This window comes from Bradyrhizobium sp. (assembly GCF_016219575.1).
GTDB lineage: Bacteria > Pseudomonadota > Alphaproteobacteria > Rhizobiales > Xanthobacteraceae > Bradyrhizobium.
The window spans coordinates 1,240,820-1,262,769 of sequence record NZ_JACRMG010000009.1; the positions used below are offsets into that span (position 1 = coordinate 1,240,820).

Here is a 21,950-nt window from a genome sequence, read left to right on the forward strand (position 1 = left end):
GCGTCAGGCAATCAGCGTCTCGGCCTCGAATTTCGCGATCGCCTTGTTGGCCAGCCTGATCTTGTTGAACTCGCCGCGCTGGAACAGCTGCACGACGATGCCGAGCAGGCGTTCATTGGTAGCGATGGTGTCGGCGATCGCGCCGGTCCGGCGCAGATAGTTGGACGCGATGGCGTAGGCTTCGCCCACCGCCTCGACATTCATCACCTGCAAACCGCGTTCGACCAGCATGTTCGAGTCCTCCGCTTCGGACGGATAAAGCGGAGCGCACAAATTGGTTCCAAATCGGGACGCCGGGAATTTTCCACACAATAAACACAGGAGCGCACCGGGCCGGAAAAACCGGGTCCCGATGCGCTTTTTGGGAAGTATCGCCTGGTTTTGACGGCTGCCGGTCTTCTTTGCGGCCGGCTTGGCCGTCAATTCTCAGAGCCGATAGAGGATCTGGTCGGTCCAGAACCGCTCGAGGCGGTGCAGCGACTTGTTCAGCGTGGCGAACTCCTCGCTGGAGATGCCGCCGACCTGTTCCACGGTCTTGACGTGCTTCTGGTAGAGCGTGTCGACGATCTTGCGGATTTCCTGGCCCTGCGCGGTCAGACGGATGCGGACCGAGCGGCGATCCACGCGCGAGCGCTGATGATCGAGGAAGCCGAGCTCGACGAGCTTCTTCAAATTGTAGGAGACGTTGGAGCCGAGATAGTAGCCGCGCGTGCGCAGCTCACCGGCGGTCAGTTCCTTGTCGCCGATGTTGTAGAGCAGCAGAGCCTGCACCGAGTTGATGTCGGCGCGGCCGCGGCGGTCGAATTCGTCCTTGATGACGTCGAGCAGGCGGCGATGCAGCCGCTCCACCAGAGTCAGAGCTTCGAGATAGAGCGGCTGCACCCCAGACTGGCCTGCAGCGCGGTCAGCGGTCTCCACCGCCGTCGCAACGGCTTTCATCATGACACTTCCCCTGTTGTCGTTTTTTTTCGACACTTATTCGACGAAACTTTTGTCCCGTCTGATAGCTGCAACTTAGGGGGGCCGTTTGAAGATCAGCTTAAACAAGACAATAAAGAGATCATGAATTTAAGACAGTGAATCGCAGATTAAGCCTGTGCCAGAAGGGCTTTTCGCAATTTCTCGTTCACGCTGCGACGCACCTGTTCACGCTTCGTCTGCCCTCTTGCGTGCGCGCCTGTCGCGTTCCAGAACAGCCTTGCGCAGTTTCGAAACGACTGCGTAACAGGTGTGAGGGAACCCTTTAGGGTGACCGGAAAGTTACCGGCAAATTTCGCGAAAATCCGCTGCAATCGCGGTGAAGATTCCGTTCGCAGGCAGGTTGCGCATCCGCAACCGGGTTGCGCGCTCGCAACCGGGTTGCGCTACGGCGGGCGCTCGCGCGCGGCCATCCAGGCCAGCACGAGATAACCGGCCAGCATCAGCGCATCGATGACGACCACCAGGAGGCTGCCGCCATAGATGCCGGGAAACATCAGTTCGATCACCGCCATCGAGACCACGGTGGTGAGCCACACCACCGCTCCCCAGGGCGTGGCGAGCCACAGGCCCACGGCAGCGACGAGTTCGATCACGGCGAAATAGATCGTCGCGGTCTGCCAGGCCATGGTCTGGTTTTCGAAGGCCTCCTCCTCGCCGCCGACGAAGCCCGTCACCTGCGCCCAGTGATAGAGGCCCTTCAGGATCGAGAGCACCGCCATGACGCGCAGGAACAGCACCAGCCGCCGCGTCCACGCATTCTCGTCCGGCTCGATGCGCTCGGACGACAGCGCCGCCGCCGTCAGGGCGTCCCGCGATGGATCGCGCGTGGAGGTATCGGACATCGGGTTGGGCGCTCGTGGTGCTCGTTTCGGGAGGAATCCCCTCCCCGCGGGGGCAGTCTTGGCCCGGCCGATCGTTAAAATCAATTGGCGTTGCGTTGGATCAAGCGGCCGTGACGCCCCCGAGGCAAGCTGCTAGAATTGGTCCAATTCCAATCAGCCCGCCGTTAAGGAGCGTTCCATGGCGATCAAGTTCGGCCGTCCGATCGAAATGCGCGATGCGCCGCGCCGCCAGGCCGCCCTCTCCGCGCCTTCGCTCGATCTCGTGGTACGCCCGCGCCGCAACCGCAAGTCGGAATGGGCACGGCGGATGGTGCGCGAGAATGTCCTCACGACCGACGACCTGATCTGGCCGATGTTCGTGGTCGACGGCAACAACACCCGCACGCCGGTGGCCTCGATGCCCGGCGTCGACCGTCTCACCGTCGACCAGGTGGTGCGCGACGCCGAACGCGCCGCCAAGCTCGATATCCCCTGCATCGCGCTGTTCCCCTATACCGAGCCGTCGCTTCGCGACGAGCAGGGTTCGGAAGCGCTCAATCCCGACAACCTCGTCTGCCAGTCGGTGCGCGCGATCAAGAAGGAATTCCCCGACATCGGCGTGCTCTGCGACGTCGCGCTCGATCCCTTCACCAGCCACGGCCATGACGGGCTGATCGCCGACGGCAGGATCCTCAACGACGAGACGGTTGCGGTGCTGGTCAAGCAGGCGCTGACCCAGGCCGAGGCCGGCTGCGACATCATCGCGCCTTCCGACATGATGGACGGCCGCGTCGGCTCGATCCGCGAGGCGCTGGACGATTCCGGCTTCATCGACGTGCAGATCATGTCCTATGCGGCGAAATATGCCTCGGCCTTCTACGGCCCGTTCCGCGATGCCATCGGCTCGGCCAAGACGCTGACCGGTGACAAGCGCACCTATCAGATGGACAGCGCAAATTCCGACGAGGCGCTGCGCGAGGTCGAACTCGACATCGCCGAGGGCGCCGACATGGTGATGGTCAAGCCCGGCATGCCCTATCTCGACATCGTCCGCCGCGTGAAGGACACCTTTGCGATGCCGACCTTCGTCTACCAGGTGTCCGGCGAATACGCGATGATCGCGGGCGCGGCGCGCAACGGCTGGATCGACGGCGATCGCGCGATGATGGAAGCCCTGCTCGGCTTCAAGCGCGCCGGTGCCGACGGCATCCTGACCTACTTCGCGGCGCAGGCGGCCGAGAAGATCAAGGCGCAGCGCTAGGCTGTCGCCCGCGCTGCCGGTTTCGGACCGCACAACGGCCGCAGCGCCTCGCGCTGCTCCTGGGACAGCACGGTGAGCGGATAGATCGGCTCGCGCGTCTTCAGATGGAAGAACGGATGCGGCCAGGCGCGCCCGCGCAGCCGCCAACCCAGCACCTTTGTTATGGCGCGCAACAGCAGCGTCAAATTGATGCCGGTCGAGCCAGCCGGCGCCGGGCCGATGGCGTATTTGCCGAGGATGGCGCCAAGCGGGGCGCCGAACACGCTGTCTGCGGTTCGCGTGCCGCCTTCGAAGGTCTGGGCCACCAAGCCGACGAAGGGGATCGCCGGCCCCAGCGTGTTGCCGACCGGCGTGTTGCAGCAGGTCGTGTGCCAGCGGAACAGGCCCTTGGGCGTCAGGCGCAGTCCGGCGATGCGGTTCTGCCCCTTGGTGAACGTCAGCGAGGCCGGCGCCACCTGGACGATGTCACTGCCACCCTGCGCGTTGAGGAGGTCGGCGCGGCCGAGCTGGTGCGCGAACGCCTGGCAGTCGTCGCAATAGCAGACCACCCGGTTGACCTTCTGCGGCGAGGCATTGCTGACGACACCCACGACCTCCCCGCAGCGGCAGCGAACCTGCACTTCCCTCGCCATCTGTCCCCTCTCCGTCCGTTATTTCCGGCGGATGTTCGCCGGGATGAGTTCGACTCACAAGCGGCCGAGGCGGCCCGGCCGTGGTTTTGCCGGAATATTTCCGCCAGTTAATGTGCCCGGAGGCCCTTGCAGCCGGACAGCCGGTTCCCATGTCCTGCTCGAAATGCACGGAGGGATTGACGATGACCTATGGCGGTTCGGGTGATACCGGCGGCGCCTGGCGCAACGACGGCGGGGTGCAGCCGCATGCCTTCGATCCCCTCACGCAGCCGGAGCTGTTCAGCGGCGTGCTGACCAAGCGGAGCCTGGCGTTCCTGATCGACCTGATCGTGATCGCGGTCCCCGTGGTGCTCGGCTATCTCTTCATTCTCCTGTTCGGAATCCTGACGCTCGGCCTAGGCTGGATGCTGTTCTGGCTGGCGTGGCCGGCGACGGTAGTCTGGGCGATCGTCTACTACGGCGCCACCATCGGCGGGCCGCGTTCGGCCACGATCGGCATGCGGGTGATGGATATCGAGCTGCGCACCTGGTACGGCGCGCCCGGATATTTCGTGCTTGGTGCAACGCACGCCGTGCTGTTCTGGGTGTCGATCTCGTTCCTGACGCCCTTCGTGGTCCTGGTCGGCCTGTTCAACGGCCGCCGCCGCCTGCTGCATGACATCGTGCTCGGAACCGTGGTTATCAACAGCTTCGGGCGCACCCAGCCGGCGCATCCGGCACGGACATACTGACCCCGTAGCCTATCCGATTGACGGTTGGCCTGCGCGGCGCGATGCTGGTCACGGCTGCTTCGGAGGCCTGACGACGTAACGTGACCCAGCATTCGCGTGACACCCCGCAATTCTACCTGACGGCGCCCTCGCCCTGTCCCTATTTGCCGGGCCGGCACGAGCGCAAGGTGTTCACGCATCTGGTCGGCGACAAGGCGGCCGACCTCAACGACCTCCTGACCCATGGCGGCTTCCGCCGCAGCCAGTCGATCGCCTACCGGCCGGCCTGCGACCAGTGCCGCGCCTGCGTCTCGGTGCGAGTGGTCGCCAACGAATTCCGTCCCTCGCGCGGCTTCCGCAAGGTGATGGCGCGCAATGCCGACATCATTGGCGAGCAGCGCAGCGCGGTACCGACCTCGGAGCAGTATTCCGTCTTCCGCGCCTATCTCGACAAGCGGCACCGCCACGGCGGCATGGCCGATATGACCGTGCTCGATTACGCGATGATGGTGGAGGACAGCCATGTCGAGACCCGCATCATCGAATACCGCCGGCGCGGTCCGGACAGCGGCATCACCGGCCGCGGCGACGAGCTGGTGGCGGTTGCGCTGACCGACGTGCTCAGCGACGGACTGTCGATGGTCTATTCCTTCTTCGAGCCGTCGGAGCGCGACCGCTCGCTCGGCACCTTCATGATCCTCGACCACATCGCCCGCGCCCGCCGGCTCGGGCTGCCATACGTCTATCTCGGCTACTGGATCGATGGCTCCAAGAAGATGGACTACAAGGGCCGCTTCCTGCCGCAACAGCGGCTCGCGCCGAGCGGCTGGCTGCGCGTCGAGGCGACCGGCGAGGTCTTGTCCGAGCCGCAGGACTAGGTCAGCCGCCGAAGAACGTATCGAACAGCAGCTTCAGATTCAAGATTACGATCACGCCCGCGACGAACCAGGCGAGTGCGGCAACTGCGGTTGGAATGACGAACTGGCCCATCTTGCGCCGGTCGGAGACGAAGCGCACCAGCGGGATCACCGCGAACGGCAGCTGCATCGACAGGATGACCTGGCTGAACACCAGCAGCCGCGCCGTGCCGCTCTCGCCATAGAAAGCGGTGACGACGACGACCGGCACGATGGCGACGCCGCGGGTGAGCAGCCGGCGGGCCCAGCTCGGCAGGCTCAGATTGAGGAAACCCTCCATCACGATCTGGCCGGCGAGCGTCGCCGTCACCGTCGAGTTGAGGCCGGAGGCGAGCAGCGCCACGGCGAACAGAGTCGAGGCGATGCCGAGGCCGAGCAGCGGTGACAGCAGTTCGAAGGCCTGGCTGATCTCGGCGACATCGCTGTGGCCGCTCTTGTGGAAGGTGGCAGCCGCAACCACCAGGATCGCGGCATTGATGAACAGCGCCAGCATCAGCGCGATCGTCGAGTCCGTCGTCGCCCATTTGATGGCGTCGCGACGGCCCTCGTCGGTACGCTCATAGGCGCGGGTCTGCACGATCGAGGAGTGCAGATAGAGATTATGCGGCATCACGGTCGCGCCGATGATGCCGATGGCGATGTAGAGCATCTCCGAATTGGTGAAGATCTCGCTCGAGGGCACGAAGCCCCTGAGCATCGCCGCGACCGGTGGTGCTGCGGCCGCGATCTGGACCGCAAAGCAGACGGCGATGACGATCAGCAGCGCGATCACGAACGCTTCGAGGAAGCGGAAGCCGCGGTTCATCAGCAGCAGCAGCAGGAAGGCGTCCAGTGCTGCGATCAACGCGCCGCCGATCAGGGGAATGCCGAACAGCAGCTTCAGCGCGATCGCGGTGCCAATCACCTCGGCGAGGTCGCAGGCGATGATGGCGGCTTCGCAGGCCAGCCACAGCAGGAAATTGACCGGACGCGAATAGCTGGCGCGGCAGGCCTGTGCGAGATCGCGGTCGGTGACGATGCCGAGCCGCGCGGCGAGTGCCTGCAGCAGGATCGCCATCAGGTTCGACAGCAGGATGACCGACAGCAGCGTGTAGCCGAACTTGGAGCCGCCCGCGAGGTCGGTTGCCCAGTTGCCGGGGTCCATGTAGCCGACGGAGACGAGATAGCCCGGTCCGGCAAAGGCCAGCAGGCGGCGCCACCACAGCCCGCCGATAGCAGGCACGGCGACCGTTGCGTTCACCTCGGCCAAGCTCTTCAGCTTGTTGGTATCGTTGCGCCAACCTCCGGGGCTGTGGAGGGCATCGGGCAGGGTTTCTGAGCTCAAACTGGGGGCCTTTGCGTCCATTTCCGGCATGATGGCCCATTCTTCTCTTTATTGCAACTCATTTGCAACTGCATCTAGACGCTCCCAGGATCGAGTTGTCGGGAAGCGGGTGGTTCGGGCGTCGTCGCCGCGAAATATGCCCCAAGCCAAGAACCCGGATTTGCGCCATGTCACCCTCGCCCGCGATCGACCTGCCACCGACTTTCAACCGGCTCGCCTGGTCCAACCTTGCCGCGCAATCGGCCGAGCAAATTGCGCTGGCCGCAGCACCCATCGTCGCCGTGCTGCTGCTCGGTGTCGGCGAAGGCCAGACCGGCGCGCTGCAGACCGCACTGACGCTGCCCTTCATCCTGTTTGCGATCCCGGCGGGCCTGCTCGCCGACCGCATGTCGCGGCGTTTCCTGATGGCCGGCTCGGAAGCCGTGCGCGCGGCCGCGCTTGCTGCCATCCTGCTGCTGATCTGGCTGGGAGCGCTCAACCTGCCGCTGCTCGCCCTGCTCGGCTTTGCCGCGGTGTGCGGAACCGTCGTCTACAGCGTCGCCGCGCCCGCCCTGGTGCCTTCGCTCGTCGCCTCCGTCCAATTGCCGGCGGCCAATGCCCGGATTGAACTCGCACGCACCGTCGCCTTCGCCGCCGGTCCCGCGCTCGGCGGCGTGCTGGTCGGCTGGGCCGGCGCTGCGCCCGCCTTCGGCTTTGCCGCGGCGCTGTCCGTGGTTGCCGTGGTGCTGCTCTCCGGCATCCATGAACCGGTGCGCCAGCCCACGCCGCGCCGGCATCCCCTGAAGGAGATCGGCGAAGGCGCCGGCTTCGTAATGCGGCACGCATTGCTGCGACCGGTATTCGTCACCCAGTTCATCTTCAACACCGCCTCGTTCCTGCTGCTGGCGGTGTTCGTGCCCTACGCCGTGCGCCGTCTTGGCCTCAGCGCAGCCGGCGTCGGCGCCACGCTCGCGATGTACGGCCTCGGCATGGTGGTCGGCGCGCTGCTGGCCACGCGCGTGATGCGCTGGCTCGCCTTCGGCACCGTGATCGGCCTCGGGCCTGTCACCGGCTTCATGGCCGCCGCGGTCATGGCGCTGACGACGCTGGTGCCCTCGCCGTGGCTCGCCGGCCTCAGCTTCTTCCTGCTCGGCGCCGGCCCGATCCTGTGGGTGATATCGACCACCACGCTGCGGCAATCGGTGACGCCGCCGAGCCTGCTTGGCCGCGTCTCCGCCATCAACATCATGAGCTATGGCGCCCGCCCGCTCGGCTCCGCGCTCGGCGCCGTCTTCGGCGGCCTCTACGGCGCGGAAATGTGCCTTTATTTGACGGCCGCGATCTTCGCCACGCAGGCGCTGGTGATCTGGCTCTCGCCCGCCGTGGCGCTGGCGCGACAGCCGGAGATGGTGGGCGAACCCGCGCGGTGTTGAAGTTAACGGTATCAAGCTCGATTACCCCGCCACATAGCGAGCGTATTTCCCGGCGACGACCTCGTCGGTCAGGATGTCCGGATCCAGCGTGTAGAGATCCTGTGCGCCGCCGATGCCGCGCAGCGCAAAGCGGCCGGTAGAGACGAGGTAGTTTCGCCCGGTCGCGTCCAGGCCGTTGCGGAAGGCGGACGAGGTCAGGAGATCGCGGTCGACGGAGCGGCACATCGAGGCGATGCGGCTGACTTCGTTGACGGCAGGCCCCACCACGGTGAAGTCGAGGCGGTCGTCACTGCCGATGTTGCCGTAAAAGACCTCGCCGATGTGCAGGCCGACATGCGCCGTCGTGGTTGGCCTGCCCTCGGCCGAACGGCGCGCGTTCAGCACGTCCATGTTGTGGCGGAAGCGGTGCTCTGCACGCAATGCGTTGCGCTTGGCGACCGACATGTCTTCGTTGGTGAACATGGCGAGCACGCCGTCGCCGATCAGCTTCAGCACCTCGCCGCCGGCATCGTGGATCGCATCGATCGAGGCCTGGGCATAATCGTTCAGGAACGGGATGATCTCGCCCGGCTCCATCTGCGCGCTGATGGATGTCGACGAGCGAAGGTCGGAGAACCACAGCACCGTCTTGATCCGCTCGGTGATGCCGCGCGACATCTTTCCGCGCAACACCTGCTCGGAGGTCTCGCGTCCGAGATAGACCCGTCCCAGCGTTCGCGCGATATCGGCTTGCGCCGCGGACTTGATGGCGAGCCCGAGCACCGGCACGAGATCGCGCAGCGCAGCCAGGCCTTCTTCACCAAACCCGTCATCCCGACGCGTCGTCCAGTTGGAGTAGACGCAATCCATCTGGCCCATCGTGCCGGCCTCGCCGAAGCGGTGCACGAAGGAGGTCACATGCTTGTGACCCTGGGCGGCGAACTCCTCGAACCGCGAATAGCGGCGCGAGGCCGTGTCGGACAGGTCGATCACGCGCTGCTCGTGGCCCTGTTCGAGCATGTCGTAGAAGATCGAGCGGCGCCAGCCGTCCGCCACTTCGCCCTCCTCGGTCGGGCCATATTCGAAACTGTCGGGCTGGTTGGTCTCGGTGTCGTGCCAGCGGAAGCCGCGGCCCTCGAAAATCGGATGCAGCGTATCGATCACGACGAGCCCATACGAAATCGCGATCCCCTCGGCACAGCAACGCTCGCAAAAGCCGCGGACCAGGTCGCTTTCGGGCAGGCCGGTGAGACCCTGGCTGACCAGCCAGTTCACCAGGCGGAGGCGTGGAACGGGTTGCATGGGAGCAATTATGCCGCGCAATCAGCCGTGACGAAAGCGTGGCCCAGCAATGCCCCAATCACCTTGACGGCATGATTGCGAGCGCGGCAAATGCGGCTGCGCTTCAAGGAGAACCGGATGCAGCCGGCAGGAATCGGACTCACGAGGAAATGAACCCGCCGCAGCTTCCGATCATCCTGGCGCTCGGCACGACGCAGACGCTGGCCTGGGCCTCGAGCTATTACCTGCCCGCGATTCTGGCCGACCCGATCGGCCGCGATCTCGGCGTCTCCTCGAACTGGATCTTTGCAGCCTTCTCGGCCTCGCTGGTGCTCTCGGCGATTCTCGGGCCGCGCGTCGGCCGGCAGATCGACCTCGTCGGCGGCCGCTCGGTGCTGTGCATCTCCAATCTGACGCTCGCCGCGGGACTCGCCCTGCTCGGCTTCACCTATTCCATCCCGGTCCTCGTGATTGCCTGGCTGCTGCTCGGCATCGGCATGGGCATGGGCCTTTATGACGCCGCGTTCGGCGCGCTCGGCCGCATCTATGGCGACGCGGCGCGGCGCTCGATCACCGGCATCACGCTGATCGCAGGCTTTGCCTCCACCGTCGGCTGGCCGCTGACGGCGCTCGGGCTCGAGCAGATCGGCTGGCGCAACACCTGCTTTGCCTGGGCGGCGGCGCATATCCTGCTCGGGCTGCCGATCAATTTCTTCATGCTGCCGGCGGTGCACGGCGCCAAGGCCGCGATCGCCAATGCCGTGAAGCCGCATGTCCCGATCGACCGGGCCATGATCGTGCTCGCCTTCGTGTTCGCGGCGGCCTGGAGCGTCACCAGCGCGATGGCGGCGCACTTCCCGCGCATCCTCGAAGCGGCTGGCGCGACCTCGGTGCAGGCGATTGCGGCCGGCGCCCTGATCGGACCCGCACAGGTCGCGGCGCGGGTCGTGGAGGCGAGCGTGCTCAGCCGTTACCATCCGCTGCTCTCGACGCGCCTCTCCTGTGTCACGCACCCGATCGGGGCCGCCATCGTCCTCTTGTTCGGCGGCGCCTTCGCGAGCGTGTTCGCCGTTTTTCATGGAACGGGCAACGGCATCCTGACCATTGCGCGCGGCACGCTTCCGCTCGCCATCTTCGGCTCGCAGAACTACGCCTATCGGCTCGGCCTGCTCGGCGCGCCCTCGCGGATGGCGCAGGCCGCGGCGCCGCTGGCGTTCGGCCTGCTGATCGACGTCATGGGCAGCAAGGTGCTGATCGTATCCTCGGTGTTCAGCCTCGCCGCGCTTGCAGCGCTGTTCCTGCTCAACGCGAGATCCGCATCGTCGAGGACTTGACCGAACCGGGTTGTTGTTTTCCATAGACGGCTCAATCACGCGGAACGGCATCATGGACAACGAGACCAATCCGGGCCGAAGCTGGTGGAAATGGGCAATCACACCGCCGCAATCCTATGCGGTCTATCTTGCGTGCCTCGCCCTGGTGTTCGTGCTTTCCTTCTATGCCGGCACGATGAAGCCGAAGGGATCGGCCGGCATGGGACCGCCGCCCGCGCCCGTCCCTGCGGCGCCGCGCAACTGAATCTCACGGCCTCTCCGGCGTCGCGATCAAATGATGTGGAAAGCAAGCGGCGCCAGGACCATACGCCCACGTCGCGGAGCGGCTAGCGGGGAATGACGCGTGGAGCGCGCGCAAGTCGTCACCGCCCTGCCTTTCCCACTACCTCGCCATCCTCCTTCACGAAGGACGCCACGGGCTTGTCGAGCAGGTCGAGCACCAGCTCGGACGGCCGGCATATCCGCACGCCCTTGTCCGTCACCACGATCGGACGCTGGATCAGGATCGGATGCGCCAGCATGAAGCCGATCAGCTCGTCATCGCTCCATTTGGGATCGGCGAGATCAAGTTCGGCATAGGGCGTGCCTTTCTCACGCAGCATTGCGCGGACGGGAACGCCCATCGCCCTGGCCAGTTCAAGCAACCGCTCGCGGCCTGGTGGCGTCTTCAGGTATTCGATCACCTCGGGCTCCTCGCCGCTCTGCCGGATCATGGCCAGCGTGTTGCGCGACGTGCCGCAGGCGGGGTTGTGATAGATGGTGACTTTCACGGGCACAGTTCCTCACACGGGTTGACCGTCACACGGGCTACACCACTTCGTCCGGCGCAAGCGCACATCGCGTATCCTCGCTGATCTCGATCTGGAGCGTGGCGTGACCGATGGAAAAGTCGTGCGCAAGCCGGTGCGCGGTTTCGATGAGGAATCGATCGCCGGGGTGGCCTGCCGGCATCACCACATGGCACGTCAAGGCGGTCTCGGTCGTGCTGATCGGCCAGATATGCAAGTCGTGAACCTGCGTCACGCCCGGCTGCTTTCGCAGGAATTCCTTCACCGCTTCCGCACTGATCCCGGCCGGCACGGCGTCGAGCGACATGCTGACCGAGCTGCGGAGCAGGCCATAGGTGCTCCAGAAAATGACAGCGCAGATCAAAAGGCTCATCAACGGGTCGATCCACATCTGGCCGGTCCAGAGGATCAGGCCGGCCGCGATCACGACGCCAAGGGAAACGGCCGCATCGGCGGCCATGTGCAGGAACGCGCCCTCGATGTTGATGTCGCTCTTGCGTCCCTTTGCGAACATCATGGCGGTTGCGGCGTTGATGACAATGCCGATCCCGGCCACGACCATCACGGTCATCCCCGATACCGGCTCCGGGTTGAAGAAGCGAAGGACGGATTCCCAGCCGATCGCACCCACCGCGACCAGCAGGAAGACCGCGTTGAACAGGGCGGCGAGAATCGAGGAGCCGCGGAAACCGTAGGTAAAGCGGCCGTCAGGCGCCCGCTTCGACAGCGATGCGGCGCCCCAGGCGACGAAGAGGCCAAGCACGTCGCTGAGATTATGGCCCGCGTCGGCAATCAGCGCCGTCGAATTGCCGAGCCAGCCGAACACCAGTTCAGCCACGATGAAGGCGGAGTTCAGCGCAATGCCGACGGCAAACGCCCTGCCAAAATCGGCCGGTGCGTGCGCGTGCCCGCCGCTATGATCATGGCCGTGGTGGCTGTGCGCCATCGGACGTCTCCGGCTGATATTGGCGAGCCCTGTACGAGTCGCACACGAAGTCAGCCCGATATAGCGCTTGGCGAAGCGAATACTATCACAGGCGATGCAATCGTAGGATGGGTAGAGCGCAGCGAAACCCATCATGCCTCGGCAACGGGAAAGCGATGGGTTTCGCGGAGCTTGTCATCGGGCGCGCGTTCGCGCGACCCGTTGGCTCAACCCATCCTACGAACTGAACGAGCGGCCTACCCCTGCTCTTCCGGCGGCTTGACGTGGCGGAACGTGTACAGCAGCGCGAGATCGTAAGCGATCTTCAGCGCGCCGCAGACCACCAGCGGCAGGCCAGAAAAGCTCGTCGTCAGCAGCACGCCGGCGATCGCCGGGCTGATGCTGGAAGCGAGGCTGCGCGGCACCGCGGTGACACTGGCCGCCGCCGGCCGCTCCGCCGGCGTCACCACGGCCATGACGTAGGAGGTGCGGGTCGGCACATCCATCTGCGACAAGGCCGAGCGCAACAGCAAGAGCGCCAGCGCGACGTAGAGATCGGGCGCGAAGGCGGCCCCGATCAGGAAGATACTGGAGGGGATATGCGTGAACACCATGGTGTTGACGAGCCCGATCCGCCGCGAAATCCAGGCTGCGACCGGATAGGAAAAGGCCGACAGCGTCGAGGCCCAGAAGAAGAACACGCCGGCCGCCGACAGCGACAGATCGAAGCGCTGGAACAGCCAGAGCACCAGCAGCGATTGCGCGACGAAGCCGCCGGCGAAGGCGTCGACGGAAAACAGCGCCGCGAGCTTGTAGACCGTGCCGCGCGACGGGCCGAGCGGCGCATGCGCCTTCTCCTCCGCGTGACCATGCGGCGCCTGGCGATAGAGCAGCGCGCAGATCACGCCGAGCGCGGCATAGGCGTAGAACATCAGCCGGAAGGCACCGAGCTGGGTGCCGCCGGAGGCGACGAGAAAATCCGGCAGCGAGGCCGCCAGCGAGCCGGCGGCGGCGCAGAGCGCGCCGATCAGGCTGTAGCGTGCGAACACCTGCGTGCGCCGCTCGTCGGAGGCGGTGCGCGCCAGCACCGCGTGCTCCAGCGGCACGGCGACGCCGAGATCGCCGCCGGAGGGATTGACGGTGCCGACGAAGGCGACCAGCGCGATCAGGGTGAGATGCTCGACGTTGGGGAATGCGAGACCCGTTGCCGTCATCAAGGCCGCCCCGAACAGCAGCAGCGCGCGCAGGTCGAAGCGCGGCGCGATCCAGCCGATCAGAAGCGTGAGCAGCGCCGTGCCGAGCAGCGAGGCGGTGGCGACGATGCCGACCGCCGCCGCGTCATAGCCGAGCGCGGTCATGTAGGCCGGCAGGATGATGATGGCAAAGCCGTCGCCGAAGCCGCGCAGCGCGCGGGCCGCGTAGAGCAGCGCGATCAGCGAGGATCCCGTGGCCGATTCCGGTTGATTAATGGTGCCTGCGTCCATGCGCAATCCTCGAGACATCGAGTGGTGCGCAGAGCTTGGACGGCGGGCCGTCTGACGGGGAGCCTGCCTTGTCCCCGTGGCCATAAAAGTAGGTCGAATTGCATCCGTGCGCAAGGCGCGCGCGACGATCAGGCGCCCACTTGGCCCGTCATTCCGGGGCGATGCGTAGCATCGAACCCGGAATCTCGAGGTTCCGGGTTCGCGCTTCGCGCGCCCCGGAACGACGGGACAAGCTCACAGCGTGTAGGATGGGTTGAGCGAAGCGAAACCCATCGATCTTGTTGTGACATGATGGGTTTCGCTTCGCTCAACCCATCCTGCAAATTCCGCATAGCTACGGCAGCGCCACCGCGATCAACTCTTCCGGCAATCCGCCGCCGCCGACGGGAAAGGCGATGAACTGCTTGCCCGCCACCATGTAGGTGATCGGCGATCCCGTCGCGTTGGACGGCAGGGCGATGTCGGCAAGCTTCTCGCCGGTCGCCTTGTCGTACACCCACAAATGCGGATCGAGGGCGAAGAGATTGCGGATCAGACGCCCGTAGCGGGCATCCCAGCGCGGGGCGCTGGAGACGCCCATCTGCACGACGATCATCACGGTCTTGGTCACCAGCGCCCAGCTCCGCGTCATCACGCCGAGATTGTCGGCTACCGGCACGCCGGCCTGCCGGAACAGCGGCAGCGCGCCGGTGCGCCCGACGGGAATGCGCCAGCGGTGCTCGCCCGAATTCATGTCGATGGCGACGATGCTGCCGAACGGCGGCTTGAGCAGCGGCAGGCCGCGCGGCCCCGGCAGCCAGGTTTGCGCGTTGCCGACATAGTCATAGGTTCCTTGCCACGGCTCGGGCTTGTCGATCTTGATCAGCGACGGAACGCGGTAGGTGCCGACATAGAGCATGCCGGTCTGGGGATCGACGGCAGCGCCCGACCAGCTGGCGCCGCCGGCATTGCCGGGAACGACGATGGTGCCGCGCTGTGTCGGCGGCGTGTACAAGCCACCGCGATCGAAGACATTGGCGATCTCGACCGCCTCCTTGTGAAGCTCCGGCGTGATGTCGAGCAGGTTCTCGTCGCGCGCGCCCTGCAGGTCAAACGGCGCCGGCTTCGAGGGAATCGGCTGCGTCTTCGAAGCTACTTCGCCCGGCACGGTCGATGCGGGGACCGGCTGCTCCTCGATCGGCCACACGGGCTTACCCGTGACGCGATCGAACACGTAGAGGAAAGCCTGCTTGGTCGGCTGCGCCACCGCCTTGATCTTCCTGCCGTCAACCGTGACGTCGATCAGGTTCGGCGCGGCAGGCGGATCGTAGTCCCACAGGCCGTGGTGCACGAGTTGGAAGTGCCAGACTTTCCTGCCGGTCACAGCCTCGATGCAAACCAGGCTTTCGCCATAGAGCCCGTCGCCGGGACGATGGCCGCCGTAATAGTCGTTGCTCGGCGTGGTGACCGGCAGATAGACGTAGCCGAGTTCCTCGTCGGCGCTCATCGGCGCCCAGACATTGGCGTTGCCGGTTTCCTTCCAGGAGCCTTTCTCCCAAGTCTCGACGCCGGGCTCCTCGCCCTGCGGCACGGTGTGGAAGGTCCAGAGCTGGCGTCCCGTCACGACGTCAAAGCCCCTGACGTCGCCGGGCGGGGCCGGCCGCTTGCCCCAGAAATCGAATACGGACGACCCCACCACGATGACCCCGCGCACGATCACCGGTGGCGAGGTCATGGTGTAGTAGACGGGATCGACGGGAATGCGCAGGCCCTGGGTGAGATCGACGCGGCCGTCCTTGCCGAAGCCCGCGACCGGCTTTCCCGTCTTCGCATCCAGCGCAATCATCTGCGAAAATGCCGTCAGCATGATGATGCGTTCGTCGTCGCCATTCTTCCACCAGGCGACGCCGCGGTGCAGCCAGCCATTATTGGCGGGCGCGCCAAGGCCGTTGTCGTAGATTTTGGGGTCGAACACCCATTTGGTCTCGCCCGTGGCGGCGTCGATGGCGGCGACCTGCGACAGCGAAGTCGAGGTGTAGAGCACGCCGCCAACCATCAGCGGCGTCGATTCATTGGCAAGGCTCGGCGCGATGGTTTCCGGCCGCGTCGCGCGCACCGCCATGTCAGGTGACTTCCAGCGCCAAGCGACGCGCAGGTTTTTCGCGTTGTCTTTCGTGATCTGCGCCAGCGGCGAGTAGCGCGCGGCGGCATAGGTGCCGGCATAGGCCGGCCATTCGCCGGCAGAGAGTGCTTTGGCCGATTCAGGCAATGCACCGGGGATGGTCTGGGCGTGGAGTGCAGACGGCAGCAGCGCCAGGGCTGCGCCGAGAATTGCGACACGAGCAATCATGTCATCCTCCCTGCCCCAGCCAGCCTAACGCCTTGGCCGGGCCGCAACCAGTATTGACTATCGAGTACTATTTGTCTAGTGTACTAGTTAATGCATACAGACTTGCTCAAAGCCCTCCGCCTCGAAAGCTCGGGCGTCCCGATCTACGTGCAACTGCGCGAGCAGATTTTGCGGCATCTCGGCGGCGGCCTGCTCGCGCCCGGCGAGCAGATGCCGACCATGCGCGAAGTCGCCGTCGCACTGAAGGTCGACCTCAATACGGTGCGGCATGCCTATGACGAGCTGGAGCGGCTCGGCGCCATCACGCTGGTGCGCGGGCGCGGCAGCTTCGTCGCCAAGCCGCCGCCCGCCATGGGCGCGCGGGCGCAACAAGCCCAGACCGACAGTCTGGCAAAACAGGTTCTCGCTACGGCCGCGACGATGGGCATCGATCCCCTCGCCGTTGCCGACCGAATCAAAACCCTCGCAAAGCAGAAGGAATAGTCGTCATGAACAACTATTTTAAAGCAAAGGGTGTCAATCAACCGGCGATCGTCCTCGCAGTCCTCGTTGCAGCCGCCGCGGCATGGTGCGCATGGCAGGGAGAGCAGAGCGGCGCGCGCAGCTACTATTGGATCGCAGGCGTCCTCGCCGTCATTGCCGCGCTCATTCCGCAATCCCTGATGATCGCCGACCAGTGGGAACGCGCCGTGGTGCTCCGGCTCGGCAAGCTCACCGCCATCCGCGGCCCCGGCATGTTCGCCATCATCCCCTTCATCGACAGCGTGGCGTCCTGGCTCGACCAGCGCATCCAGACCACCGAGATCAACGCCGAGACCGCGCTGAGCAAGGACACCGTGCCGGTCAATATCGACGCCGTGGTGTTCTGGCAGATCCACGATCCCGAGCGCGCGGCGCTGGAGATCTCCAACTACCGCCAGGCCATCATGCAGGTCGCGCAGACTTCGCTGCGCGAGATCGTCGGCTCCTCACTGCTGTCGACGCTGCTCGCCGACCGCAAGCAGGGCGACATTCAGTTGCGCGAGGAGATCGGGCGCAAGACCGCCGATTGGGGCATCTCGGTGCTGTCGGTCGAAATCCGCGACATCGGCGTGCCGCCTGCGCTACAGGATGCCATGAGCCGGCAGGCGCAGGCGGAACGCGAGCGGTTGGCACGCGTGCTGCTCGGCCAGGCGGAACAGGAGATCGCGCAGAAATTCGTCGAAGCAGCCGAACTCTATGCGCGCAGCCCGGGTGCGCTGCAGCTCCGCGCCATGAACATCATCTACGAGACCACCAAGGAGCGCGGCGCCACCATCCTGATCCCGACATCGATGGTCGACGCCATGAACCCAGCCAGCGCACTCGGCGTCGTCGCGGGCGCAGGGAAAACGCAGGGGTAAACTCAAAATCCTCATCTGAGGAGCGCGCAGAGCGCGTCTCGGCGAGCGTGTCGGCACCCGGATGACGACGGGAAACCATGAAGGGGAGGTTGGAATGAGTTCGCAGCGAGTGTCGGGAACCGCCCTGCAACGAACCATTGCCGTCCTGGGCTCGGCGGTTTTCTTCGTGGTCGCCCCATGTACGCTGGCGGGGCTCGTTCCATGGTCGATCACGGGTTGGCAACTCCGGCCGCCGTTCCTTGGTCTGGAGCTGACGCGCGGCATCGGCGCGATAATGATTCTCGCAGGCGTGCCTGGGCTCGTTGACGCATTTGCGCGTTTCGCGCTGCAGGGTCTCGGCACCCCCGCGCCCATCGCGCCGACAAGGAATCTCGTGGTGACCGGTCTGTACCGTCATGTGCGCAATCCAATATACGTCGCGGTCGTTGCCATCATCCTGGGTCAAGCGGTGCTGATGGGCGATTGGCGCCTCATCGTCTACGGCGCGCTGTTGTGGCTCGCCTTCCACGCCTTCGTCGTAGCGTACGAAGAACCCACGCTCGAGCAAACGTTTGGGGGAGAGTACGAGGAGTTCCGCGCCGCCGTCCCGCGCTGGATACCGCGGATGACCCCATGGCGGCACCATTGATGTCGCCTGCATAGATCCATCGGATGCCAAACCGCGCGATCAATTTGCCTACAAATAACTGAACGCTCGCTCCAGAGAGTTGATCGGGATCACGGACGACGATCTCGTGCAACTTCCGCACAAAGCACCCCTCAAGCGGTCTAAGCCGCCTCTACTCCACCCCGCGGTTGAACTTGTTCGACTTTGGCAGGCCATGCGCGAGGCGGCCGGCGTCGGCACGGTTGCCGCGCCAGTCGGACAGCTCCTTCATGGTCATGCTCTGCTCGCGGCCGGCGGAGTCCTTCCACACCAGGCCCGCCTTGGCGTCGAACACGGCGATATCAGATAGCCTGCCGCCGGAATATTTTTGCAGGCGCACGCCGCGGCCGCGCGCCATCTCCGGCACCTGCTCCAGCGGGAACAGCACCATCTTGTGGTTGGTGCCGATCACGGCGACGGTGTCGCCCGCGACCGCCGCAATCGCGCAGGCTTCCACGGGCATGTCGACATTCATCACCTGCTTGCCCTTGCGGGTGTTACCGACGCAATCGTCCTCGTTGACGACGAAGCCCTGCCCGTCGCTGTTGGCGACCAGGAACTTGCGGCCGCCCTTGTTGGCGAACAGCGAGACGATCGAGGCCTCCTGCTCCATGTCGATGAACATGCGGATCGGCTCGCCATGGCCGCGGCCGCCCGGCAGCTTTGCGACGTCGAGCGAATAGAACTTGCCGTTGGTGGCGAACGCCAGGAGTTTCGAGGTGCTCTCGGCGAAGAATGCGTGCTCGAGCTTGTCGTCGGTCTTGAACGACAGGCCGGAGAGATCCTCCACATGGCCCTTCATGGTGCGGACCCAGCCCTTCTCGGACACCACGACGGTCACCGGCTCGCGCTCGACAAAGGCTTCCTCGATCGCGGCAAGATCGTGCTCGGGCGCGTCGGCAAATGTCGTGCGCCGCTTGCCGAGCGGCGTCTTCGGCCCGAACATGTCGCGGACCTTGGTGACCTGCTCGCTGACCTTCTTCCACTGCTCGGGCTCGGAGCCCAGCAGCGACTTGACGCCCTTCAATTCATTGCGGAGGTTCTTGTCCTCCGTCCTGATCTCCATCTCCTCGAGCTTGCGCAGAGAGCGCAGGCGCATGTTGAGGATGGCGTCGGCCTGCATTTCCGTGAGCTTGAACGCCTTGATCAGCGCCGGCTTCGGCTCGTCCTCGGTGCGGATGATCTTGATCACCTTGTCGATGTTGAGGTAGGCGATCAGGTAGCCGCCGAGGATCTCCAGGCGGTTCTCGATCTGGGCCTTACGGAAGTTGGTGCGGCGCACGAACACGTCGCGCAGATGGTCGAGCCATTCGCGCAGACATTCGGCGAGACCCACCACCTTGGGGATCCTGCCCTTGATCAGCACGTTGAGGTTCAGCGAAATGCGGCTTTCGAGCTCGGTGAGCTTGAACAGCGATTCCATCATCAGTTCCGGATCGACCGTTTTCGCACGCGGCTCGATCACAAGGCGGATGTCCTCCGCCGACTCATCCCTGATGTCGCCGACCAGCGGCAGCTTCTTCTCGTTGAGCAGCTCGGCGATCTTCTCGATCAGCCGCGACTTCTGCACCAGCCACGGAATTTCCGTGACGACGATGACCCAGGTGCCGCGGGCGCCCTCCTCCTGCTTCCACCTCGCGCGGGTGCGGAACGAGCCGCGCCCGGTGACGTAGGCCTCGGTGATCGCATCCTTGGAATCGACGACGACGCCGCCGGTCGGAAAATCCGGGCCCTTGACCCATTTCAGGAGCGACTTCGACTTGGCCTCGGGTTTCTCGATCAGGTGCAGCGCGGCATCGCAAAGCTCGGCGGCGTTGTGCGGCGGGATTGCGGTCGCCATGCCGACCGCGATGCCCTGCGCGCCATTGGCGAGCAGGTTCGGGAAGCCGCCGGGCAGCACTGCCGGCTCCTTCGACTTGCCGTCGTAGTTGGGACGGAATTCGACGCCGTCCTCGTCGATGCCTTCGAGCAGAAGTCGCGCGACTTCGGTCATGCGCGCTTCGGTGTAGCGGTAGGCGGCGGGGTTATCGCCGTCGATGTTGCCAAAGTTGCCCTGGCCGTCGACCAGCGGGTAGCGCGAGTTGAAATCCTGCGCGAGGCGCACCATGGCGTCGTAGATCGCCTGGTCGCCATGCGGATGGAACGAACCCATCACGTCGCCGACGATCTTGGCGGATTTCGTGAACGCGGCGTTGGGGTCGAGCCGCAGCAGGCGCATGCCGTAGAGGATGCGCCGGTGTACCGGCTTGAGGCCGTCGCGGGCGTCCGGCAGCGCGCGGTGCATGATGGTCGAGAGCGCATAGGCGAGATAGCGCTCTTCCAGCGCATCGCGCAGCATGACCTCGTGGACCTCGGCCGGTTCCGGCGGAGTGACTTGCTTTCCCATGGGTGCCGTTCTGGATTTTTGGTGGTCGAATCGGTTGCGAATCAGCAGCCCAATCTAGGCCGCACAAGGGCGCTACGGAACCGCGGAGGCCGCCCGCGCCCGATATTTCAGCACCGCGTTGATGAAGCCCTCGCGGGCGTCGGAATGGCCCTGCCCGCGCGGCTCCAGCACGTGGCGGAGCAGGAACAGGCCGGTGAGCCGGAAACCGTCCTGGATATCCTCGTCGGTGAAGCCGGCCGCAGCCGCCTCGCCCTCACGCAGGAAGGCCGGCAGCCGCAACAGGCGGTCGCGCCATGGCTCGCCGGCGCTGCGCGACACCGCGCCGCCGGATTTCGGCGAGACATAGATCAGTTCGTCGGTCTCGCCGGTGGCCGCACAGTTCGACAGGTCGAGCCCGAAGCCGAGCTCGGCGAGCATGGCGAGCTCGAAGCGCACCACATGCGCGGCCGCGCCGACGGCATCCTCGAAATCGTCCAGCGTCTGCCCGAGCATTTCGTAGATGTCTTCATGCGGGTCGCGCTCGGGCAGCAGGCGCACCAGCGCCGCCAGATGCGTCACGCCGTAGACCGCATGCGAGGATGCCAGCAGCGAGCCGGCGCGCAGCTCCGTGCCCTCGATCGTGTAGGTGCCGAGATGCTCGTCGAGCCGCGCCCGCCACACCGCGCGCACGCCGTTGCCGGGCTGCAGCAGCGGCCGCATCCGCGAGCCGGCGCCGCCGCGCACCAAGCCAAGGTGCCGGCCGTGCTCGCGCGTCATCAGCTCGGCGATGGCGGAAGATTCGCCATGCCGCCGCACGCCCAGCACGATGCCTTCGTCGGTCCATTCCATGTTGCAAAGCGTAGCATGTAGGGTGGGCAAAGCGTAGCGTGCCCACCTTCACGATCAACAGAAGCAGCGACTTTGTGGAGGCGGGCACGGCGCGTGCCGCGCCTTTGCCCACCCTACGCATCCTTACGCATCGAACCAGTCCCTGGCATCGCCCGTGAACGACAGATAGAGGCCCACGGCCGTCATCGCGCAGGAAACGGTGTCGACGAACACGTCGAATTGCATGCCGCGCTCGCCGATCACCTGCGCCAGCGAGACCAGGGACAGCACCAGCGCGCCCATCAGCGCCCAGCGCGGCCAGCTCTTCTTGCGGCGCGCGGCGAGCCAGACGCACCAGAACAGCAAGAGCAGCAGCGCCAGCGCCGTCAGCGTGGCGCCGTTGACCATCTGCTCGCTCATGCGCGCGCTCGGCGTGCGGTCCTGGAACGCGACCGAAAGCGCATCCAGCACCAGCGACGCATAGAGCAGGACTTCGAACCACCAGACGTTCTTCGGGATGTTCATGGCGAACTCGGTTAGTCCTTCTTCTT

General features: G+C 65.3%; 22 protein-coding genes. 9 read left to right on the forward strand and 13 right to left on the reverse strand.

All coding sequences use genetic code 11. The features are described from left to right. Nucleotides 1–3: 3 nt before the first annotated feature. The 3 genes from HZB49_RS11000 to HZB49_RS11010 form a co-directional block, all read right to left on the reverse strand. Nucleotides 4–231: a hypothetical protein gene (locus HZB49_RS11000; RefSeq protein WP_291610998.1), complete on the reverse strand. Its 228-nt coding sequence runs from the start codon at nucleotides 229–231 to the stop codon at nucleotides 4–6. A 195-nt stretch (nucleotides 232–426) separates the two neighbouring features. After that, complete coding sequence (locus HZB49_RS11005) at nucleotides 427–942, reverse strand: MarR family winged helix-turn-helix transcriptional regulator (RefSeq protein WP_291611001.1); 516 nt, start codon at nucleotides 940–942, stop codon at nucleotides 427–429. A gap of 422 nt (nucleotides 943–1,364) precedes the next feature. Next, entirely contained in the window at nucleotides 1,365–1,823 is a 459-nt protein-coding gene (locus HZB49_RS11010) for a DUF6163 family protein (RefSeq protein ID WP_291611004.1), read from the reverse strand. Between the two features lie 178 nt (nucleotides 1,824–2,001). On the opposite strand from HZB49_RS11010, the gene hemB reads away from it, so the two are divergent. Continuing rightward, a complete protein-coding gene (hemB, locus tag HZB49_RS11015) occupies nucleotides 2,002–3,063 on the forward strand; it encodes a porphobilinogen synthase (protein ID WP_291611006.1) in 1,062 nt (353 codons plus the stop codon). Here hemB and HZB49_RS11020 read toward each other — a convergent pair. Next, a complete protein-coding gene (locus HZB49_RS11020) occupies nucleotides 3,060–3,695 on the reverse strand; it encodes a DUF6151 family protein (RefSeq protein WP_291611008.1) in 636 nt (211 codons plus the stop codon). The two genes, hemB and HZB49_RS11020, sit on opposite strands and share 4 nt — an antisense overlap. A 182-nt stretch (nucleotides 3,696–3,877) precedes the next feature. Between HZB49_RS11020 and HZB49_RS11025 the strand changes: the two genes are divergently transcribed. Beyond that, nucleotides 3,878–4,426 carry an RDD family protein gene (locus HZB49_RS11025; RefSeq protein WP_291611010.1) on the forward strand — a complete coding sequence of 183 codons (549 nt, stop codon included), beginning with the start codon at nucleotides 3,878–3,880 and terminating at the stop codon, nucleotides 4,424–4,426. Between the two features lie 80 nt (nucleotides 4,427–4,506). Further along, complete coding sequence (locus HZB49_RS11030) at nucleotides 4,507–5,283, forward strand: arginyltransferase (RefSeq protein WP_291611011.1); 777 nt, start codon at nucleotides 4,507–4,509, stop codon at nucleotides 5,281–5,283. A 1-nt stretch (nucleotide 5,284) separates the two neighbouring features. Here the strand turns inward: HZB49_RS11030 and HZB49_RS11035 are convergent, their stop codons facing one another. After that, a complete protein-coding gene (locus HZB49_RS11035; RefSeq protein ID WP_291611189.1) occupies nucleotides 5,285–6,667 on the reverse strand; it encodes an Nramp family divalent metal transporter in 1,383 nt (460 codons plus the stop codon). Between the two features lie 146 nt (nucleotides 6,668–6,813). Between HZB49_RS11035 and HZB49_RS11040 the strand changes: the two genes are divergently transcribed. Then, nucleotides 6,814–8,058 (forward strand): MFS transporter, encoded by a 1,245-nt coding sequence (locus HZB49_RS11040; RefSeq protein WP_291611013.1) that lies wholly within the window; start codon nucleotides 6,814–6,816, stop codon nucleotides 8,056–8,058. A gap of 21 nt (nucleotides 8,059–8,079) precedes the next feature. Here HZB49_RS11040 and HZB49_RS11045 read toward each other — a convergent pair whose 3' ends face one another. Continuing rightward, nucleotides 8,080–9,339: an adenylate/guanylate cyclase domain-containing protein gene (locus HZB49_RS11045; RefSeq protein ID WP_291611015.1), complete on the reverse strand. Its 1,260-nt coding sequence runs from the start codon at nucleotides 9,337–9,339 to the stop codon at nucleotides 8,080–8,082. Between the two features lie 149 nt (nucleotides 9,340–9,488). Between HZB49_RS11045 and HZB49_RS11050 the strand changes: the two genes are divergently transcribed. Next, nucleotides 9,489–10,652 (forward strand): MFS transporter, encoded by a 1,164-nt coding sequence (locus HZB49_RS11050; RefSeq protein ID WP_291611017.1) that lies wholly within the window; start codon nucleotides 9,489–9,491, stop codon nucleotides 10,650–10,652. 52 nt (nucleotides 10,653–10,704) lie between these two features. Beyond that, nucleotides 10,705–10,896, forward strand: coding sequence for a hypothetical protein (locus HZB49_RS11055; protein WP_291611019.1), 192 nt, complete (start codon nucleotides 10,705–10,707; stop codon nucleotides 10,894–10,896). A 118-nt stretch (nucleotides 10,897–11,014) separates the two neighbouring features. Here the strand turns inward: HZB49_RS11055 and arsC are convergent, their stop codons facing one another. From arsC to HZB49_RS11075, 4 genes are all read right to left on the reverse strand, one after another. Further along, on the reverse strand, nucleotides 11,015–11,422 hold the full coding sequence (arsC, locus tag HZB49_RS11060) for an arsenate reductase (glutaredoxin) (RefSeq protein WP_291611021.1): 408 nt from the start codon (nucleotides 11,420–11,422) through the stop codon (nucleotides 11,015–11,017). A gap of 37 nt (nucleotides 11,423–11,459) precedes the next feature. Continuing rightward, nucleotides 11,460–12,386, reverse strand: coding sequence for a cation diffusion facilitator family transporter (locus HZB49_RS11065; RefSeq protein ID WP_291611023.1), 927 nt, complete (start codon nucleotides 12,384–12,386; stop codon nucleotides 11,460–11,462). Nucleotides 12,387–12,622: 236 nt separating this feature from the next. Then, nucleotides 12,623–13,849 carry an MFS transporter gene (locus tag HZB49_RS11070; protein WP_291611025.1) on the reverse strand — a complete coding sequence of 409 codons (1,227 nt, stop codon included), beginning with the start codon at nucleotides 13,847–13,849 and terminating at the stop codon, nucleotides 12,623–12,625. A 334-nt stretch (nucleotides 13,850–14,183) separates the two neighbouring features. Further along, nucleotides 14,184–16,178 carry a pyrroloquinoline quinone-dependent dehydrogenase gene (locus tag HZB49_RS11075; RefSeq protein WP_291611027.1) on the reverse strand — a complete coding sequence of 665 codons (1,995 nt, stop codon included), beginning with the start codon at nucleotides 16,176–16,178 and terminating at the stop codon, nucleotides 14,184–14,186. A 102-nt stretch (nucleotides 16,179–16,280) separates the two neighbouring features. Here HZB49_RS11075 and HZB49_RS11080 point away from each other — a divergent pair, with 102 nt between their 5' ends. The 3 genes from HZB49_RS11080 to HZB49_RS11090 all read left to right on the forward strand — a co-directional run bounded on the left by HZB49_RS11080 (nucleotide 16,281) and on the right by HZB49_RS11090 (nucleotide 18,188). Continuing rightward, nucleotides 16,281–16,661 (forward strand): GntR family transcriptional regulator, encoded by a 381-nt coding sequence (locus tag HZB49_RS11080; RefSeq protein ID WP_291611030.1) that lies wholly within the window; start codon nucleotides 16,281–16,283, stop codon nucleotides 16,659–16,661. Between the two features lie 5 nt (nucleotides 16,662–16,666). Beyond that, on the forward strand, nucleotides 16,667–17,560 hold the full coding sequence (locus tag HZB49_RS11085; RefSeq protein WP_291611032.1) for a slipin family protein: 894 nt from the start codon (nucleotides 16,667–16,669) through the stop codon (nucleotides 17,558–17,560). Between the two features lie 94 nt (nucleotides 17,561–17,654). Further along, a complete protein-coding gene (locus HZB49_RS11090) occupies nucleotides 17,655–18,188 on the forward strand; it encodes an isoprenylcysteine carboxylmethyltransferase family protein (RefSeq protein WP_291611034.1) in 534 nt (177 codons plus the stop codon). A gap of 151 nt (nucleotides 18,189–18,339) precedes the next feature. On the opposite strand, the gene parC is transcribed toward HZB49_RS11090, so the two are convergent. The 3 genes from parC to HZB49_RS11105 all read right to left on the reverse strand — a co-directional run bounded on the left by parC (nucleotide 18,340) and on the right by HZB49_RS11105 (nucleotide 21,924). Beyond that, on the reverse strand, nucleotides 18,340–20,592 hold the full coding sequence (gene parC / locus HZB49_RS11095) for a DNA topoisomerase IV subunit A (protein ID WP_291611035.1): 2,253 nt from the start codon (nucleotides 20,590–20,592) through the stop codon (nucleotides 18,340–18,342). A gap of 72 nt (nucleotides 20,593–20,664) precedes the next feature. Then, entirely contained in the window at nucleotides 20,665–21,420 is a 756-nt protein-coding gene (recO, locus tag HZB49_RS11100; protein ID WP_291611037.1) for a DNA repair protein RecO, read from the reverse strand. 123 nt (nucleotides 21,421–21,543) lie between these two features. Further along, nucleotides 21,544–21,924, reverse strand: a complete 381-nt coding sequence (locus tag HZB49_RS11105) for a hypothetical protein (RefSeq protein WP_291611039.1) — start codon at nucleotides 21,922–21,924, stop codon at nucleotides 21,544–21,546. Between the last annotated feature and the right edge of the window lie 26 nt (nucleotides 21,925–21,950).

What these genes read in the sequence shown, in the direction of transcription:
- HZB49_RS11075 (WP_291611027.1), bottom strand. Translation starts at nt 16,178, where the DNA reads ATGATTGCTCGTGTCGCAATTCTCGGCGCAGCCCTGGCGCTGCTGCCG.
- HZB49_RS11020 (WP_291611008.1), bottom strand. Translation starts at nt 3,695, where the DNA reads ATGGCGAGGGAAGTGCAGGTTCGCTGCCGCTGCGGGGAGGTCGTGGGT.
- HZB49_RS11025 (WP_291611010.1), top strand. Translation starts at nt 3,878, where the DNA reads ATGACCTATGGCGGTTCGGGTGATACCGGCGGCGCCTGGCGCAACGAC.
- HZB49_RS11105 (WP_291611039.1), bottom strand. Translation starts at nt 21,924, where the DNA reads ATGAACATCCCGAAGAACGTCTGGTGGTTCGAAGTCCTGCTCTATGCG.
- hemB (WP_291611006.1), top strand. Translation starts at nt 2,002, where the DNA reads ATGGCGATCAAGTTCGGCCGTCCGATCGAAATGCGCGATGCGCCGCGC.
- parC (WP_291611035.1), bottom strand. Translation starts at nt 20,592, where the DNA reads ATGGGAAAGCAAGTCACTCCGCCGGAACCGGCCGAGGTCCACGAGGTC.
- recO (WP_291611037.1), bottom strand. Translation starts at nt 21,420, where the DNA reads ATGGAATGGACCGACGAAGGCATCGTGCTGGGCGTGCGGCGGCATGGC.
- HZB49_RS11090 (WP_291611034.1), top strand. Translation starts at nt 17,655, where the DNA reads ATGAGTTCGCAGCGAGTGTCGGGAACCGCCCTGCAACGAACCATTGCC.
- HZB49_RS11010 (WP_291611004.1), bottom strand. Translation starts at nt 1,823, where the DNA reads ATGTCCGATACCTCCACGCGCGATCCATCGCGGGACGCCCTGACGGCG.
- HZB49_RS11005 (WP_291611001.1), bottom strand. Translation starts at nt 942, where the DNA reads ATGATGAAAGCCGTTGCGACGGCGGTGGAGACCGCTGACCGCGCTGCA.
- HZB49_RS11040 (WP_291611013.1), top strand. Translation starts at nt 6,814, where the DNA reads ATGTCACCCTCGCCCGCGATCGACCTGCCACCGACTTTCAACCGGCTC.
- HZB49_RS11050 (WP_291611017.1), top strand. Translation starts at nt 9,489, where the DNA reads ATGAACCCGCCGCAGCTTCCGATCATCCTGGCGCTCGGCACGACGCAG.
- HZB49_RS11070 (WP_291611025.1), bottom strand. Translation starts at nt 13,849, where the DNA reads ATGGACGCAGGCACCATTAATCAACCGGAATCGGCCACGGGATCCTCG.
- HZB49_RS11085 (WP_291611032.1), top strand. Translation starts at nt 16,667, where the DNA reads ATGAACAACTATTTTAAAGCAAAGGGTGTCAATCAACCGGCGATCGTC.
- HZB49_RS11000 (WP_291610998.1), bottom strand. Translation starts at nt 231, where the DNA reads ATGCTGGTCGAACGCGGTTTGCAGGTGATGAATGTCGAGGCGGTGGGC.
- HZB49_RS11045 (WP_291611015.1), bottom strand. Translation starts at nt 9,339, where the DNA reads ATGCAACCCGTTCCACGCCTCCGCCTGGTGAACTGGCTGGTCAGCCAG.
- HZB49_RS11065 (WP_291611023.1), bottom strand. Translation starts at nt 12,386, where the DNA reads ATGGCGCACAGCCACCACGGCCATGATCATAGCGGCGGGCACGCGCAC.
- HZB49_RS11035 (WP_291611189.1), bottom strand. Translation starts at nt 6,667, where the DNA reads ATGGACGCAAAGGCCCCCAGTTTGAGCTCAGAAACCCTGCCCGATGCC.
- HZB49_RS11055 (WP_291611019.1), top strand. Translation starts at nt 10,705, where the DNA reads ATGGACAACGAGACCAATCCGGGCCGAAGCTGGTGGAAATGGGCAATC.